This is a genomic window from Mycobacterium sp. SMC-13 (assembly GCF_045311035.1).
In the GTDB taxonomy this organism is placed as follows: Bacteria; Actinomycetota; Actinomycetes; order Mycobacteriales; family Mycobacteriaceae; genus Mycobacterium.
The window spans coordinates 595563-610542 of record NZ_JBJIAI010000002.1 but is presented as its reverse complement, the minus strand read 5'-3'; the positions used below and the strand labels follow the sequence as shown (position 1 = coordinate 610542).

The 14980-nt window shown below is 67.7% G+C and carries 15 protein-coding genes; 4 read left to right on the top strand and 11 right to left on the bottom strand.

Going from position 1 to position 14980, the window contains the following annotated elements:
- Window positions 1–119: 119 nt before the first annotated feature.
- The 4 genes from ACJH6I_RS06160 to sdhC are packed head-to-tail and all read right to left on the bottom strand — an operon-like array spanning window position 120 to window position 3586.
- Complete coding sequence (locus ACJH6I_RS06160; RefSeq protein WP_020102797.1) at window positions 120–905, bottom strand: succinate dehydrogenase iron-sulfur subunit; 786 nt, start codon at window positions 903–905, stop codon at window positions 120–122.
- A 1-nt stretch (window position 906) separates the two neighbouring features.
- The gene (sdhA, locus tag ACJH6I_RS06155; RefSeq protein ID WP_212806680.1) at window positions 907–2661 is read right to left on the bottom strand and encodes a succinate dehydrogenase flavoprotein subunit; all 1755 of its coding nucleotides are present in this window, start codon (window positions 2659–2661) and stop codon (window positions 907–909) included.
- An 11-nt stretch (window positions 2662–2672) separates the two neighbouring features.
- On the bottom strand, window positions 2673–3092 hold the full coding sequence (locus tag ACJH6I_RS06150; RefSeq protein ID WP_061002042.1) for a succinate dehydrogenase hydrophobic membrane anchor subunit: 420 nt from the start codon (window positions 3090–3092) through the stop codon (window positions 2673–2675).
- Between the two features lie 59 nt (window positions 3093–3151).
- Window positions 3152–3586, bottom strand: a complete 435-nt coding sequence (sdhC, locus tag ACJH6I_RS06145) for a succinate dehydrogenase, cytochrome b556 subunit (protein WP_212806679.1) — start codon at window positions 3584–3586, stop codon at window positions 3152–3154.
- 225 nt (window positions 3587–3811) lie between these two features.
- On the opposite strand from sdhC, the gene ACJH6I_RS06140 reads away from it, so the two are divergent.
- From ACJH6I_RS06140 to ACJH6I_RS06125, 4 genes are all read left to right on the top strand, one after another.
- The gene (locus ACJH6I_RS06140; protein WP_318986371.1) at window positions 3812–4207 is read left to right on the top strand and encodes a cytidine deaminase; all 396 of its coding nucleotides are present in this window, start codon (window positions 3812–3814) and stop codon (window positions 4205–4207) included.
- A gap of 85 nt (window positions 4208–4292) precedes the next feature.
- Window positions 4293–5582 (top strand): thymidine phosphorylase, encoded by a 1290-nt coding sequence (locus ACJH6I_RS06135; RefSeq protein ID WP_318986372.1) that lies wholly within the window; start codon window positions 4293–4295, stop codon window positions 5580–5582.
- 51 nt (window positions 5583–5633) lie between these two features.
- Window positions 5634–6455 (top strand): dienelactone hydrolase family protein, encoded by an 822-nt coding sequence (locus tag ACJH6I_RS06130; RefSeq protein WP_212806673.1) that lies wholly within the window; start codon window positions 5634–5636, stop codon window positions 6453–6455.
- A 28-nt stretch (window positions 6456–6483) separates the two neighbouring features.
- Window positions 6484–7569, top strand: a complete 1086-nt coding sequence (locus ACJH6I_RS06125; protein WP_020102806.1) for an adenosine deaminase — start codon at window positions 6484–6486, stop codon at window positions 7567–7569.
- On the opposite strand, the gene ACJH6I_RS06120 is transcribed toward ACJH6I_RS06125, so the two are convergent.
- From ACJH6I_RS06120 to ACJH6I_RS06090, 7 genes are all read right to left on the bottom strand, one after another.
- Complete coding sequence (locus tag ACJH6I_RS06120) at window positions 7548–10505, bottom strand: MMPL family transporter (protein ID WP_318986373.1); 2958 nt, start codon at window positions 10503–10505, stop codon at window positions 7548–7550. The genes ACJH6I_RS06125 and ACJH6I_RS06120 overlap by 22 nt on opposite strands.
- On the bottom strand, window positions 10502–10951 hold the full coding sequence (locus ACJH6I_RS06115) for an MmpS family transport accessory protein (RefSeq protein WP_318986374.1): 450 nt from the start codon (window positions 10949–10951) through the stop codon (window positions 10502–10504). Before ACJH6I_RS06115 ends, ACJH6I_RS06120 begins: the two co-directional genes overlap by 4 nt.
- Window positions 10952–11145: 194 nt before the next feature.
- Window positions 11146–11985: an alpha/beta hydrolase gene (locus ACJH6I_RS06110; protein WP_318986375.1), complete on the bottom strand. Its 840-nt coding sequence runs from the start codon at window positions 11983–11985 to the stop codon at window positions 11146–11148.
- Between the two features lie 45 nt (window positions 11986–12030).
- Window positions 12031–13314: a primosomal protein gene (locus ACJH6I_RS06105; RefSeq protein ID WP_318986376.1), complete on the bottom strand. Its 1284-nt coding sequence runs from the start codon at window positions 13312–13314 to the stop codon at window positions 12031–12033.
- 10 nt (window positions 13315–13324) lie between these two features.
- Entirely contained in the window at window positions 13325–13507 is a 183-nt protein-coding gene (locus tag ACJH6I_RS06100) for a hypothetical protein (RefSeq protein ID WP_318986377.1), read from the bottom strand.
- A gap of 59 nt (window positions 13508–13566) precedes the next feature.
- Complete coding sequence (locus ACJH6I_RS06095) at window positions 13567–14667, bottom strand: C40 family peptidase (RefSeq protein ID WP_318986378.1); 1101 nt, start codon at window positions 14665–14667, stop codon at window positions 13567–13569.
- Window positions 14664–14969, bottom strand: coding sequence for a type VII secretion target (locus tag ACJH6I_RS06090; RefSeq protein WP_318986379.1), 306 nt, complete (start codon window positions 14967–14969; stop codon window positions 14664–14666). Before ACJH6I_RS06090 ends, ACJH6I_RS06095 begins: the two co-directional genes overlap by 4 nt.
- Window positions 14970–14980: the final 11 nt, after the last annotated feature.

The following is a 14980-nucleotide window of genomic DNA, read 5'->3' as shown; positions in this document are numbered from 1 at the left end:
ACACCCCAGCCCAACGCCTAGCCGCGCTCTTGAACCAAGCCGCCTAGCCACGTTGCACTAATCGATTGACTTTGAGGGGCGAATTCTCGCGATCTTCTTCACGTTCGACGCAAAACGCCCTAGCGGGCAAACATCAAGGCGCGCTTGACTTCCTGGATCGCCTTGGTCACCTGGATGCCACGGGGGCAGGCCTCGGTGCAGTTGAAGGTGGTGCGGCAGCGCCACACGCCGTCGACCTCGTTGAGGATGTCCAGACGCTCGGCGGCGGCCTCGTCACGCGAGTCGAAGATGAACCGGTGCGCGTTGACGATGGCGGCGGGGCCGAAGTACGAGCCCTCGCTCCAGTACACCGGGCACGACGTGGTGCAGCAGGCGCACAGGATGCACTTGGTGGTGTCGTCGAAGCGGGCGCGGTCGGTCTGCGACTGGATGCGCTCACGGGTCGGGGGGTTGCCCGACGTGATGAGGAACGGCTTCACGGCGCGGTAGGCGTCGAAGAACGGCTCCATGTCGACCACGAGGTCCTTCTCCACGGGCAGGCCGCGGATGGGCTCGATGGTGATGGTCAGGTCCTTGCCGGGCTTCTTCGGCAGCAGGTCACGCATGAGGACCTTGCAGGCCAGCCGGTTCACACCGTTGATCCGCATGGCGTCCGAGCCACACACGCCGTGTGCGCAGGACCGGCGGAACGTCAGCGTGCCGTCGAGGTAGCCCTTCACGTACAGCAGCAGGTTCAGCAACCGGTCGCTGGGCAGGCAGGGCACGCGGAAGCTCTGGAAGCCGGCGGCGTCCGGGTTCTCCGGGTTGAACCGGGCGATCTTCAGCGTGACCATGACGGCGCCTTCGGGCACCGGGGGCAGCGGCGGGTCGCCGGCTTCGGGCTTGTCCAATACGGGTGCACTCATGTCAGTACTTCCGTTCCATCGGCTCGTACCGGGTCTGGACGACAGGCTTGTAGTCCAGCCGGATGTCGGACAGGAGGTCGGCGCCCTGCTTGTAGGCCATGGTGTGGCGCATGTAGTTGGTGTCGTCGCGGTCCGGGTAGTCCTCGCGGGCGTGGCCGCCACGCGATTCCTTGCGGTTCAGCGCACCGACGACGGTGACCTCGGCCAGTTCGAGCAGGAAGCCCAGCTCGATGGCCTCGAGCAGGTCGCTGTTGTAGCGCTTGCCCTTGTCGTGCACCGTGATTCGGCTGTACCGCTCCTTCAGCGCGTGGATGTCCGTCAGTGCCTGCTTGAGGGTCTCCTCGGTGCGGAACACGGCGGCGTTGTTGTCCATCGACTGCTGCAGCGCGGTGCGGATGTCGGCGACGCGCTCGTTGCCGTGGTCGGACAGGATGTCGCCGACCCAGCCCACGACCATGTCGGCCGGGTTGTCCGGCAGCTCGACGTAGTTGTGGTTCTGCGCGTACTCGGCGGCCGCGATGCCGGCGCGACGGCCGAACACGTTGATGTCGAGCAGCGAGTTGGTGCCCAGGCGGTTGGCGCCGTGCACCGAGACACAGGCGCACTCGCCGGCGGCGTACAGGCCCGGGACGATGTTGACGTTGTCGCGCAGAACCTGGCCGTTGATCGTGGTCGGGATACCGCCCATGACGTAGTGGCACGTCGGGTACACCGGCACCAGTTCGGTGACGGGGTCGACGCCCAGGTAGGTGCGCGCGAATTCGGTGATGTCCGGAAGCTTGGCCTCCAGCACCTCTTCACCGAGGTGACGCACGTCGATGTAGACGTAGTCCTTGTTGGGTCCGGCGCCGCGGCCCTCGAGGACCTCCAGCACCATCGAGCGGGCCACGATGTCACGCGGCGCGAGGTCGACGATGGTGGGGGCGTAGCGCTCCATGAAGCGCTCGCCTTCGGCGTTGAGCAGACGCCCACCTTCACCACGCACGGCTTCCGAGATCAGGATGCCGAGGCCGGCCAGGCCTGTCGGGTGGAACTGGTGGAACTCCATGTCCTCCAAGGGAAGTCCCTTGCGGAAGATGATGCCCAGGCCGTCACCGGTGAGGGTGTGGGCGTTGGAGGTCGTCTTGTACATCCGGCCCGAGCCGCCGGTGGCGAAGACGATCGCCTTGGCGTGGAAGATGTGGATGTCGCCGGTGGCCAGCTCGTAGGCGATGACGCCGGTGGCGACGGGGCCGCCGGGGGTCTCGGTGAGGACCACGTCGAGCGCGTAGAACTCGTTGAAGAACTGGACGTCGTGCTTGACGCAGTTTTGGTACAGCGTCTGCAGGATCATGTGGCCGGTGCGGTCGGCGGCGTAGCAGGCGCGGCGGACCGGGGCCTTGCCGTGGTCACGGGTGTGACCGCCGAAGCGACGCTGGTCGATGCGGCCCTCGGGCGTCCGGTTGAACGGCATGCCCATCTTCTCGAGGTCCAGCACGGCGTCGATGGCTTCCTTGCACATGACCTCGACGGCGTCCTGGTCAGCGAGGTAGTCGCCACCCTTGACGGTGTCGAAGGTGTGCCACTCCCAGTTGTCGTCCTCGACGTTGGCGAGTGCGGCACACATGCCGCCCTGCGCGGCACCGGTGTGCGAACGCGTCGGGTACAGCTTGGTCAGCACGGCGGTGCGCACGCGCGGGCCGGCTTCCACGGCCGCGCGCATGCCTGCGCCACCGGCACCGACGATGACGACGTCGTAGCGATGTTCCTGAATCATCCTGCGAGCCCCTATTTGATGTTCGCGTCGAAGGTGACGAGCACGTAGCTGCCCAGCACCAGGGTGAATCCGGTGGCCAGCAGCAGAATCGAGTTCAGCCAGAACTTGGTGGTGTTCTTGCGGGCGTAGTCACCGATGATGGTGCGCATGCCGTTGGCGCCGTGCACCAGCGCCAGCCACAGCAGGGCCATGTCCCAGATCTGCCAGAACGGCGAGGCCCAGCGCTGCGCGACGTAGTTGAAGTCGATGCGGTAGACGCCGTTCTGCCAGATCAGCCCGATGAACAGGTGACCGAGGGCGAGCAGCACCAGCGCGGCGCCGGAGAAGCGCATGAACAGCCAGGCGTACTTCTCGAAGTAGGGGATGCCACGGGCGCGCCGGGGAGCGCGCGGGTGATCGAGGGCTGCGGGGCGGTCGTGCTCGCGCTCCATGACCGGGGCCGGACGGCCCCCGCGGCGCGCCTCGGCGGCGCCGGAATCGGTGTGCGTGGTCACTTGAGCCACCCGTAGTGCTCAACCATGTGCATGCCCTCTACCCCAACTGCGGCGATGACGACCGCGATCCAGATGGCCAGGATGGTCCACAGCATGACCCGCTGGTACTTGGGTCCCTGCTGCCAGAAGTCGATCAGAATGACTCGCACGCCGTTGAGGGCGTGGTAGAGCACCGCCGCGACCAGGCCCATCTCCATGAACCCGATGATCGGTGTCTTGTAGGTGTTGATCACCTCGTTGTAGGCCTCGGGGCTGACCCGGACCAGAGCCGTGTCCAGAACGTGGACCAGCAAGAAGAAGAAGATGGTGGCACCGGTGATGCGGTGTAGCACCCAGGACCACATGCCCGGGTCTCCGCGATACAGGCTCCGTCGCTTCTGTGCTGAACGCGGCGCGGGTATGGCGGATTCCGCGGCTGCCGCTGTACTCATTTCGACCTCCAACGCCGTCGGTGGACGCGTGACCCGGCAGCAACTTTTTCGCGTGCCGAGCCCAAACCTCGGGGCGACTCTAATCCCAATTTGCGCACAGTCAGAACTAGCGTGTGGGGGGAATGGGCAACCCGCGCCGGAAATTAGGTTTGCCTACATTAACTTACTTGGTGGTCGGGTCGGTCCTCGAGGCAGTGTCGGGGTGCCGGGAACGGGGTGTCAGTGATGCCGGAAATTGACTGGAAACTGTTGCGGGACAAGGCCATAGCTGTTTCTCGGGGTGCCTATGCACCCTATTCGCACTTCCCGGTGGGGGCGGCAGCGCTGGTCGACGACGGCCGAATCGTGGTGGGCTGCAATGTGGAAAATGTCTCATATGGCCTTGGCCTCTGCGCGGAGTGTGCTGTGGTCTGCGCCCTACATTCCAGCGGTGGTGGACGGCTGCTCGCGCTGGCGTGTGTGGACGGTTCGGGGGCCGTGTTGATGCCGTGCGGACGCTGCCGGCAGGTGCTGCTCGAGCACGGTGGGCCGGCCATGTTGATCGATCACGCATCGGGTCCGCGGCCATTGGCCGAACTGCTGCCCGACGCCTTCGGGCCGGATGACCTGAACCGCCGGTAACGCCAAGCGGTGCAACACTTCTGATTACCCGCCGGTAACCAGTTTCGATGGGGTCGACCGAGGCCCCGGCAGGAGGATCCCAGCGATGCCGTTCGATGCGCCGACAGTCATTCGCACCAAACGCGACGGCGGTGTGCTGTCCGACGCCGCGATCGACTGGGTGATCGACGGCTATACCCATGGGCGCGTCGCCGACGCGCAGATGTCGGCCTTGTTGATGGCGATCTTCCTGCGCGGCATGACGCCGGCCGAGATCACCCGCTGGACCGCGGCCATGGTCGACTCGGGGGAGCGCTTCGATTTCACCGACCTGCGGCGCGAAGGCCGTCCGCTCGCACTGGTCGACAAGCACTCCACCGGCGGCGTCGGCGACAAGATCACCATCCCGCTGGTGCCCGTCGTCCTGGCCTGCGGCGGCGCCGTCCCACAGGCCGCCGGCCGTGGCCTCGGGCACACCGGCGGCACGTTGGACAAGCTGGAAGCGATCCCCGGATTCACCGCCGAGCTGTCGAAAGACGCTATCCGCCAACAGCTTTCCGGCATCGGCGCGGCGATCTTCGCGGCCGGGGACCTGGCGCCTGCCGACCGCAAGATCTACGCCCTGCGCGACGTCACGGGCACGACGGAATCGCTACCGCTCATCGCCAGCTCGATCATGAGCAAGAAACTGGCCGAGGGCGCCCGCTCGCTGGTGCTGGACGTCAAGGTCGGTCGCGGTGCGTTCCTCAAGACCGAGGCCGAGTCGCGTGAGCTGGCGCGCACCATGGTCGACCTCGGCACGGCCTACGGCGTCCCGACGCGGGCGTTGCTCACCGACATGGACCGGCCGCTCGGTCGCGCGGTCGGGAACGCGATCGAGGTCGCCGAGTCGCTGGAGGTGCTGGCCGGCGGCGGCCCGGACGACGTCGTCGCACTGACTGTCGCCCTGGCGCGCGAGATGCTCGACGTGGCCGGCCTCGACGGCGTCGACCCCGCCCAGACCCTGACCGACGGCACCGCGATGGACTGCTTCCGGCAACTGATCGCCGCACAGGGTGGCGATCCCGATGCGCCCCTGCCGATGGGGACGCACACCGAGACGGTCGTGGCGTCGCGAAGCGGGGTGATGGGCGACGTCGACGCGATGGCGATGGCGATGGCGGTGTGGCGGCTCGGCGCGGGACGGGCCCAGCCCGGAGACCCGGTGCAGGCCGGGGCGGGGCTGTACCTCCACCGGCGCAGCGGCGAGCCCGTCGCGGCCGGTGAGACCCTGTTCACGCTGTACACCGAGACCCCCGAGCGGTTGCCGTCTGCGCTGGCCGAACTCGACGGCGGGTGGTCGGTGGACGACGCGGCGCCGCCGCAGCGTCCCGTGGTGCTCGACCGCGTCGAATAGCCGCGAAACCAACGGTGGTCAGCGACCCCGCCCGCCACTAGGGTCGTCCGCATGGCTGACGATGACCTCCGCGACTTCGAGCGCACCGAGTTCACCCACGATGGCACGACCCGCACGGTCTTTCGGAAGGGCACCGGTCCGGCCGTCATCGTGATCGCCGAGATACCCGGCATCACGCCCAAGGTTCTCGACTTCGCCCGCAAGGTCGCCGACCTGGGTTGTACCGCCGTGCTGCCGCACCTGTTCGGCATCCCCGGCCTGGATCCGAACGCCAGCAACCTGGCGGCACTCAAGGCCATGGGGTCGGCGCTGCCGTCGTGCATCAGCAAGGAGTTCACCATCCTCGCGACCGGGAAGACGTCGCCGGTGGTCGATTGGCTGCGCGCGTTGGCCCGTGCCGAACACAAGCGCTGCGGTGGCCCCGGCGTCGGCGCCATCGGCATGTGCTTCACCGGCGGCTACGCCCTGGCGATGGCCACCGACGACGTCATCCTGGCGCCGGTGCTGTCCCAGCCGTCGATGCCGTTGGGCCTGACCGCCAAGCAGCGCCGCAACATCGACATCTCGCCGGCCGACCTGGAGGTCGTCAAGGGCCGGTGCGCCGCGGGCCTCAACGTCATCGGCATGCGGTTCAAGAGCGACAAGCTGGTGCCCGCAGAGCGTTTCGACTTCCTGCGCGAGCAGCTGGGTGACGCCTTCATCGCCGTCGAACTCGAGGACGCCGACGCCAACCCGGATGCGCGCCTGGCGCCGCACTCGGTGGTCACCGAGCACCTGATCGACGAGCCGGGCCAGGCCACCCGGGCGGCGCTGGACCAGGTGCTGGATCTGTTCCGGACGCGGCTGCTGCTGGCGGACGAGCCGGCGGGCTAAAAGCGACGATCCGGCGCAAGATGGACAGATGACCACCCTGACGCTGGATCAGATCAAGCAGGCACCGAAAGCGCTGTTGCACGATCACCTCGACGGCGGGCTGCGTCCCGCCACGGTGGTGGAGCTGGCCGAACAGAGCGGCTACGGCGACCTGCCCACCATGGACGTCGACGAGCTCGCGAAGTGGTTCCGCACCCAGGCGCACAGCGGATCGCTCGTCCGGTATCTGGAGCCGTTCGCGCACACCGTCGGCGTCATGCAGACCACCGATGCGCTGTACCGCGTCGCGTACGAATGCGTCGAGGATCTGGCCGCCGACAACGTCGTCTACGCCGAGGTGCGGTTCGCGCCCGAACTGCACATCGACGGCGGTCTGGTGCTGGACGAGGTCGTGGACGCGGTGCTGGCCGGGTTCGCGGACGGCGAGAAGGCGGCGGCCGCGGCCGGGCAGGTGACGACGGTCCGCTGCCTGGTCACCGCCATGCGGCACGCTGCCCGGTCTCGCGAGATCGCTGAGTTGGCCATCCGGTTCCGCGACCGGGGTGTGGTCGGCTTCGACATCGCCGGTGCCGAGGCCGGCTACCCTCCGACCCGCCACCTCGATGCCTTCGAATACATGCGGGGCAACAACGCGCGGTTCACGATTCACGCCGGTGAGGCCTTCGGCCTGCCGTCCATCCACGAGGCCATCGCGTTCTGTGGCGCCGACCGGCTGGGCCACGGCGTCCGCATCGTCGACGACATCGAGGAGGGGCCGGACGGCACCTTTCACTTGGGTCGGGTGGCGAACATCGTGCGGGACAAGCGAATTCCGCTGGAGATGTGCCCGAGCAGCAACGTGCAGACCGGCGCCGCGGCCAGCATCGCCGAGCATCCGTTCGACCAGCTGGCGCGGCTCCGCTTCCGCGTCACCGTGAACACCGACAACCGCCTGATGAGCGACACCACCATGACGCAGGAGATGGCGCTCCTCGTGAACGAGTTCGGCTACGGCTGGACCGACCTGCAGCGGTTCACCATCAACGCCATGAAGTCGGCCTTCATCCCGTTCGACGAGCGACTGGCGATCATCGACGACGTCATCAAACCGCGCTACGCCGTGCTGGTGGGGTAGCTGTCGGTCGGGGTGTCGTCGACGAAGCCGGAGCGACCGGCGGCGCCCGCCGACACCGGCTCCTGCCGGGCGGGCTGCTGGAACGCCTTCGGCACGAACTTCTCGGTGTTGTACCTGCCGCGCGGGTGCACCACCTGCGGCCACCAGAACCAGCGGCCCAGCAGCACCGCGATCGACGGCATGAGCAGTGACCGCACGATGAAGGTGTCGATCAGCAGACCGATGGCGATCGTCGAACCCATCTGTGCCAGCACGATGAGCTTGCTGGCCATCATGCCGGCCATGGTGGCCGCGAACACCAGTCCGGCCGAGGTGACGACACCGCCGGTGCCGGCCATGGACCGGATGATGCCGGTCTTGAGGCCGGCGTGGATCTCGTCCTGGAACCTGGAGACCAGCAGCAGGTTGTAGTCCGAGCCGACCGCCAACAGGATGATGACCGACATCAGCATGACCAGCCACTGCACCTGAATCCCGAACAGGTCCTGCCACAACAGCACCGAGATGCCGAACGACGCGGCGATGGAACTGCCCGCCGTGCCGACGATCGTCAGGGCCGCGACCGCGCTGCGCGTCAGGATGAGCATGATCATGAAGATCAGCGTCAGCGATGACACCACGGCGATCATCAGGTCGTAGCGGGCGCCGTCGGCCATGTCCTTGTAGGTCGCCGCGACGCCGCCGAGGTAGATCTTGGCGTCCGACAGCGACGACATCTTCAAGGCGTCCTGGGCGGCCTTGCGTTCGGACTCGACGCGGTTGATGCCGTCGACCGTCGCGGGGTCGGTCTGGTGCGTGATGAACATGCGCGCGGACTTGCCGTCCGGCGACATGAACATCTTCAGGCCGCGCTGGAAGTCCGGGTTCTGGAAGGCCTCGGGTGGCAGGTAGAACAGGTCGTCGTTCTTGGCGCCGTCGAATGCGGCACCCATCGACAACGCGGTGTCGTTCATGGCCTGCATCTGGTCGATGAGGGCCTTCTGCGAGTTGTACGACGCCAGCGACAGGTCGCGGCTGGTCTTCATCGACGCGATGGTCTGGGGGAGCAGCGCCGTCAGCTTCGGTGCCAGGTCGGCCAGCTTGTCGGTGTTGACCTGGACGTCGCCGGTCCGGTCGGTCAGCTCATCGATGCCGTCCAGGGAGTCGAACACCGACCGCATCGCCGCGCACATCGGGATGTCGAAGCAGTGCGGTTCCCAGTAGAAGTAGTTGCGCATCGGCCGGAACTGGTCGTCGAAGTTGGCGATGTTGTTGCGCATCTCCTCGGTGACCTCGAGGAGCGCCTGCGACTTACGGGCCGAGTCCTGCGTCAGCTTGGTCTGCTCGAGCGACAGCGCGTACTGCTTCTCGAGGATGCTGATCGACACGTTCGTGGCGTCGACCATCCGGAGCTGGTCCTCCAGCTGCTTGCGCTGGAACGGCAGGTTCATGTTGCTGGTCTGGCCCGAGACGCTCGTCTGGAACGGAATCGAGCTGTGCTGGATGGGAATTCCCAGCGGCCGGGTGATGCTCTGCACCATGGCGATGCCGTCGGTGTGCATCACGTTGCTCGCGATCTTGTTGAGCACCAGCATGTCTGCGGGATTGCGCATGTCGTGCGTCGACTCGACCATCAGGATGTCGGGGTTCATGCGGGCCTGCGTGAAGTGCCGGTCGGCGGCGGCGAAGCCGACGTTCACCGGCGCGTCCTCGGGCAGGTAATAGCGGTCGTTGTAGGCCGGTTTGTAGCCGGGGATGGCGACGATGCCGACCAGCACGACGAACAGGCTGGCCACCAGAATCGGTGCGGGCCACCGCACGACGGCCGTCCCGATGCGGCGCCAGAAGCGGCTCTGCGGCGGTCGCTTGGACTCGTACATCCCGACGCGGCTGCCGAGGTACAGCACGGCTGGGCCGAGCGTCACCGAGATCGCCACCACGACGAGCATGCCGATCGCGACCGGGGCGCCCATCGTCGTGAAGTACGGCAGGCGGCAGAAACTCAGACAGTACGTCGCGCCGGCGATGGTCAGGCCGGAACCCACGATGACGGGTGCGACGGACTTGAACGTCGCGTAGTACGAGTCGTCCCGGTCCAATCCGATGCCGCGGTCTTCGCGGTACCGCCCGAAGATGAAGATGCCGTAGTCGGTGGCCGCGGCGATGGCCAGCATCGTCAGGATGTTGCCCGCGAAGGTCGTCAGCCCGAACACGTCGTGGGTCGCCAGGACCGACACCACGCCGCGCGCGGTCAGTAGCGCCAGGAACGTCAGGAACAGCTGGACCAGGGTGGTCCGGACCGAGCGGTAGACCACGAGCAGCATGCCTGCGATCGCGGCCAGGGTGATCACCGTGATCATGACCAGGCTGGCGTTGCCGATGACGTGCATGTCGTTCGTGAGGGCAGCGGGCCCGGCGACATGCGCCTGGACTCCGGGCGGAGCCTTGGTCTCCTCGATGACCTTGCGGACGGCGTCGACACCCTCGTTGGCGAGCGTCATGCCCTGCTCGCCCGCGAGGTTGATCATCACGTAGGACGCCTTGCCGTCGGCGCTCTGCGCGCCGGCCGCGGTCAGCGTGTCACCCCAGAAATCCTGGATGTGCTGGATGTGCTCGGGATCCTGCTGCAGCTTGCGGATGATCTCGTCGTAGTACTTGTGGGCGTCCGGACCGAGCGGTTCCTTGCCCTCGACGACGATCATGATCGTGCTGTTGGAGTTGAACTCCTTGAAGTTCGCGCCCATCAGCTTCATCGCGTGCATCGACGGGGCGTCCTCGGGCGCCATCGGCGCGGCGTGCATTTCACCGACGACTTCCAGTTGCGGCGCGATCACGTTCACCAGAACGGCGATCGCGACCCAGAACAGGATGATCGGCACCGACAGGATGCGCAGCGCATGGGCGAACTTCGGCCGCTTCTCCGCCGTCTTGTGCTGTGTCTCAAGTGTTTCGGTCATGCGGACTTCACCAGGCAGTAGGTCTGGGCGTTGACGCCATCGGCGGACTGCTCCTCGCGGACGGTCCCGTTCACCGTGACGCGGCAGCCGATGTGGTCGCTGCTCTGCTCACTGTCGCTGCGCGCCATCAGGTTTGCGCTGACGGTCGGCAGCGTGGTGGACAGGGTGACGGACCAGGGCAGCGCGGCGCTCACCGAGTGCACGTTGGCGTCGGGATCGAAATAGCTGATCTCCGCCGAACTTCCCGGCGGCCCGTAGACCTCGTACACCAGGACCTTGGGGTTGAACTGGACGATCTCGACGCCTGCGCCCGCATGCGCGTTGAGGTTCTCCGACCCGAACTTCGCGTGCAGGCGGGACACCACGAGGCCCGACACCGCCAATACGGCCACCAGGACGAGCGGTATCCAGACTTTCTTCAGCAGGCCCTTTGATTCCGACCGCACCCGACCACCTTCCGCTCAACACGCGCTGACCGAATCCCCGACGATCAAGCTGCTGCCTTCGCCTGCGCTCGGCAGGCGGCTCCGCTCACTCAGCGGATTCTTGGGAAATTCTTACGCCTTGCTAACTAATTTTGCAACGCGGCGTAGTTGTGTGTCGGCTGTGAGCGCGCGCGGTGGCCGGGCGACTCGGGGTTTCAGTCGGACAGAACGGCCCGCAGCGCGTCGGCGAATTCGCCGGGCGCACTCATGAACCCGCCGTGATCGCCCGGGAAGATGACGGGCTCGACGCCCAGCAGGCGGCACAGCGCCAGTGAGGTGCCGTAGGTGATGAGATGTTCCGACTCGGCGCCGATGCCCACCACGACCCGGCCGGCCCGCAACGCCTCAACATCGGGCACATACGTTGTGGTGCAGAGCAATTCATGGTTGAAGAACCGGGACAGGTCGGCGAGTTGCTTGGTCATCTCATCGGGAGCGGGCGGCGGCCCCTGCGGCCCGGGAGCGCCGTCGTCGGCCTGATCGAAGCCCGCCGTCGCCATGAACTTCGCCATGGCCGCGCCCGGCCCGTCGCTGTGGAAGGTGTCGATGATGTCCCGCGTCGCGGCGCGCTGCTTGGCGGCTTCCGAAGCCGGCAACAACTCCAGCAGCGGCGGCTCGTGCGCGATCAGCGTCCGAACCCAACCGGGGTACTTGGCGGCCAGCGCCAGGCCGGTCACCGCGCCGCCGCTGGAGCCGAACACGTCGGCCGGACCGGCACCGAGATCCTCGAGGACCGCGGCGACGTCGTCGGCCCGCAGTTCGGGCGTCGAGTCCTGTGCGGGATCGTCGATGGGGCTGGCGCCGAGTCCCCGCGGGTCGTACGTCACGACGGTGTGGTCGGCGGCCAGGGCATCGGCCACCGCGACGAACTCCGATGCCGTCATGGGCGAACCGATGACGGCCAACACCGGCCCGCTGCCCCGCACCTCGTAATGCAGCGTGGCGCCGGGAACGGCGAGATTTCGGATGATGGGCTGGGCGCTGGTCTGGGTCATGTCAGTGCAGACCCGACCAGTCGCTCTAACTCATCGCACCGCGCGTCATTCCTGACGCAGGCGCGACTCGACGAAACGCTCCAGGGTTTCCCACTGGGCCACGGCCTCGGCGTACGGCTTCGACGGGGCGCCGACGGTCTCGGGCTCCAGCACATGACCGACGAACTTGCCCAGTGGCTGGCTGGTGGTCAGGTACTTGTCGGCGGTGCCGTCCTCGGCGTAGTCGCACACGTCGCGCACGAACTCGACCGCCAGGTCCAGCTGCTCGCGGTCGACGGCCTCGGGGCCGTCGGCGATGTCGTCGGACAGGCCACTGAGCACGTAGACGTTGTCCTCGGTGACGCGGATCTGCAGCGAGCCGTCGGTGGCAGCGGTGCGGATGTCGCTGTAGGCCTCGAAGCTGGACAGGTCGCTCTCGTGCTCGTCGGCCAGGTAGCGGGCCAGGGTGCGCTCCGAGCCGAACACGCTGATCCGGCCGTTGCGGCCGAGGAACCGCGGCTGGTCGTTGTAGTAGCAGCGCAGCGTGTAGAGGGTGGCGCCCTTGGTCATGATGCGGATCGGGTCGATGCCGACGCGCTCCCAGAAGTCCTCGTCACTGCCGAGCAGCTGCCGCTCGGCCTGCGCGGTGAGGGCCGCCTCCTCGGAGTCGGTGTCGACCTCGTCCTCGATGACGACGTCGTCGACGTCGGTCTCGTCGACCTCCTCGAGTTCGTCTTCCTCGGGCTCGGGTGCGGGCCCGTCGAGTTCGGCCTGGGCCTTCTCTGCGGCCTTGGCGTCGACCTCGGGGGTGGTCACCAGGGCGTCGATGGCGTCGAGCACGTGGTCCCAGCTGCGGCCGACGGCCGCCTCGATGTCGGCCCAGCGCTTACGGCCGGCCCGGCCCGAGTAGGCCTCGGCGCCGCCGCCGAGCGTCGACAGCACGGGGTTGCCGTTGAAGAACTTCGCGACCGCGATCAGGTCGCAGACCGAACCGAGCGCGCCGACCACCTGGAGCGTCCGCCGCAGCGAGGTGACGGATTCCTCGGTGGGCTTCTCGGCGACCAGCTCGGGCACGCCGACCAGGTCGTGGATGTGGCTCTCGTCGGGGTTGAGGCGGTGGGCGTTGGCCTCGCCGAGCGCCTTCCACTTCGGATGGTCGGCGAGGTCGTTGTCGGTGTTGGTCCGCACGAAAGCGGCCAGGTCCGCGACGGATTCGAAGGCGTAGAGGTCGTCGCCGTGACCCAGGAACGCTTCCCACTCGTCGTCGGAGTCGCGCCACAGCGGCGCCCACAGGGTGTACAGATCGCCATTGGTCAACCCGAGCCGAACCGGCACGATGTCAGCAGCCATGCGGCACAGCCTATCGACGTGTGGGTCGGGCCACGCTGGGGGCATCTTGTCGGTGCAGATCGTCGCGCAGGTGGCGCAGGGCCGTGGTGACATCAGCGGTGGCGTCGGCGTTCGACAGCTCGGCAGCCGTGCGCCGGAACACCGCGAGCGCCGCGCGGGCGCGGGCCATCGCGTCGTCGTATTCCGGCTTCATCTATGGGCCGCATTCCTCATCGCGCTCGTTCCTCGCTGCTTGATCGTCATGCGGCGGTGTCATGCCGTCGGGCGGAAGAAGCCGTGGAAACCCTGATTCAGGTTGGTCGTCCGGATCGGGGACAGCTGAACCGGATCGCCCGCCTCGACCATGAGGCCGTTCCCGACGATCATCGCGACGTGGCCGTCCCACACCGCGAGGTCGCCCGGGCGCAGCGAGCCACGGTCGACGGCGGCGCCCACGTCCTGCTCCTGCGCCAGCCTCGGCAGGTCGAGTCCCGCTTCGCGGTACGCCCACTGCGTCAGGCCGCTGCAGTCCAGGCCAACGCCGGGCGTCGTGCCACCCCACACGTACGGCACGCCGAGCTGGGTGAGGGCGTGCCGCACCGCGTCGGCGGCGACCTTGTTCGGTGCGGTGGCGGTGCGGCCGTCGGGCAACGTGACGGCCTCGCCGGCGCCGAACTTCCCGGGGTCGGGTGGCCGGCGGTGGTTCCGTGTGCTGAGTGCCGCTTGCGCGGCGTGCGCCGCGGGAGTGGCGAGGGCGCCGAGTCTGCCGGCCCCGGTCGCACCTTGGCCACCGGACGCGCCCAGGCTGGGCAGGCTCACGGCCGGGCGTGATCCGCTTGTCTCCCAATCTGATCCGTGGCTCTGGGGTGCGGCGGCGCTCGTCGTCGCGGTGATCTGCTCGGCCTGCGTGGCGAGTTCGGTGTGCAGCTCGTCGACGACGCTGATGGCCTCAGCCAGGGCCCGGCCGGCTTCGTCGACGAGCGCGGCGGCGTCGGCAGGGGATTCGAGAGTGGCTTCCAGTTCGGTCGCGCGGGCCTCGAAGTTCTGGAGGATGGTTTGGAGGCGCTCGCGGGCCCGGGCCACCGCGGCAGCGGACCGTTCGGTGTGCGTGCTCAGTTGCCCGGCCGTCATCGCCATCGCCACGATGGCGGTGACCGCCGCGCTCGCGAACTGGCCCGCACTGCCTGCTGCCGTGCCGGTCCACTGGTCCTGGGTCCGCTGCCACCCGTCGTCGGCAGCGGCGGCCACGCCGTCGAGCCCGGTTTGCACCGCACGCAGGGCACCGGCCGGATCCGCGCCCGAGAAGCCGGGGCCCACCAGTGCCTGCACGTCTCGGATCGGCGCGGCCAGCGCGGCTGTCAGGGAGCCCGTCACCACCAGGTTCCGATCCGGCCGCCGACGTTGTGGTCGGCGTCGACGAAGGTGTTCGCGGTGGCGACGGCGGTCGTGGCGCCGGCGTCGAGATGCGCGCTGAGGCGGTACGCCAACTGGGCCTGGTGGTGCGTCGCCTGCGCCAGGGCCGCGGCGAAGGCCTCGCCCACGGGGCCGAACACGTCGAACTGTCGGGCGATGGCGGTCAGGTCCGCGGCGTGCGCGGCCAGTTCGGTGCTGTGACCGCGGTAGTCCGCGGACAGGTTGTGCAGGGCTGACGGGTCCACGGTCAGGTTTCGGATCATGTGGATAAGAC

Coding starts and splice junctions, on each gene's coding strand:
- ACJH6I_RS06160 (WP_020102797.1), bottom strand. CDS start 905: ATGAGTGCACCCGTATTGGACAAGCCCGAAGCCGGCGACCCGCCGCTG.
- sdhA (WP_212806680.1), bottom strand. CDS start 2,661: ATGATTCAGGAACATCGCTACGACGTCGTCATCGTCGGTGCCGGTGGC.
- ACJH6I_RS06150 (WP_061002042.1), bottom strand. CDS start 3,092: ATGGAGCGCGAGCACGACCGCCCCGCAGCCCTCGATCACCCGCGCGCT.
- sdhC (WP_212806679.1), bottom strand. CDS start 3,586: ATGAGTACAGCGGCAGCCGCGGAATCCGCCATACCCGCGCCGCGTTCA.
- ACJH6I_RS06140 (WP_318986371.1), top strand. CDS start 3,812: ATGCCGGAAATTGACTGGAAACTGTTGCGGGACAAGGCCATAGCTGTT.
- ACJH6I_RS06135 (WP_318986372.1), top strand. CDS start 4,293: ATGCCGTTCGATGCGCCGACAGTCATTCGCACCAAACGCGACGGCGGT.
- ACJH6I_RS06130 (WP_212806673.1), top strand. CDS start 5,634: ATGGCTGACGATGACCTCCGCGACTTCGAGCGCACCGAGTTCACCCAC.
- ACJH6I_RS06125 (WP_020102806.1), top strand. CDS start 6,484: ATGACCACCCTGACGCTGGATCAGATCAAGCAGGCACCGAAAGCGCTG.
- ACJH6I_RS06120 (WP_318986373.1), bottom strand. CDS start 10,505: ATGACCGAAACACTTGAGACACAGCACAAGACGGCGGAGAAGCGGCCG.
- ACJH6I_RS06110 (WP_318986375.1), bottom strand. CDS start 11,985: ATGACCCAGACCAGCGCCCAGCCCATCATCCGAAATCTCGCCGTTCCC.
- ACJH6I_RS06105 (WP_318986376.1), bottom strand. CDS start 13,314: ATGGCTGCTGACATCGTGCCGGTTCGGCTCGGGTTGACCAATGGCGAT.
- ACJH6I_RS06100 (WP_318986377.1), bottom strand. CDS start 13,507: ATGAAGCCGGAATACGACGACGCGATGGCCCGCGCCCGCGCGGCGCTC.
- ACJH6I_RS06090 (WP_318986379.1), bottom strand. CDS start 14,969: ATGATCCGAAACCTGACCGTGGACCCGTCAGCCCTGCACAACCTGTCC.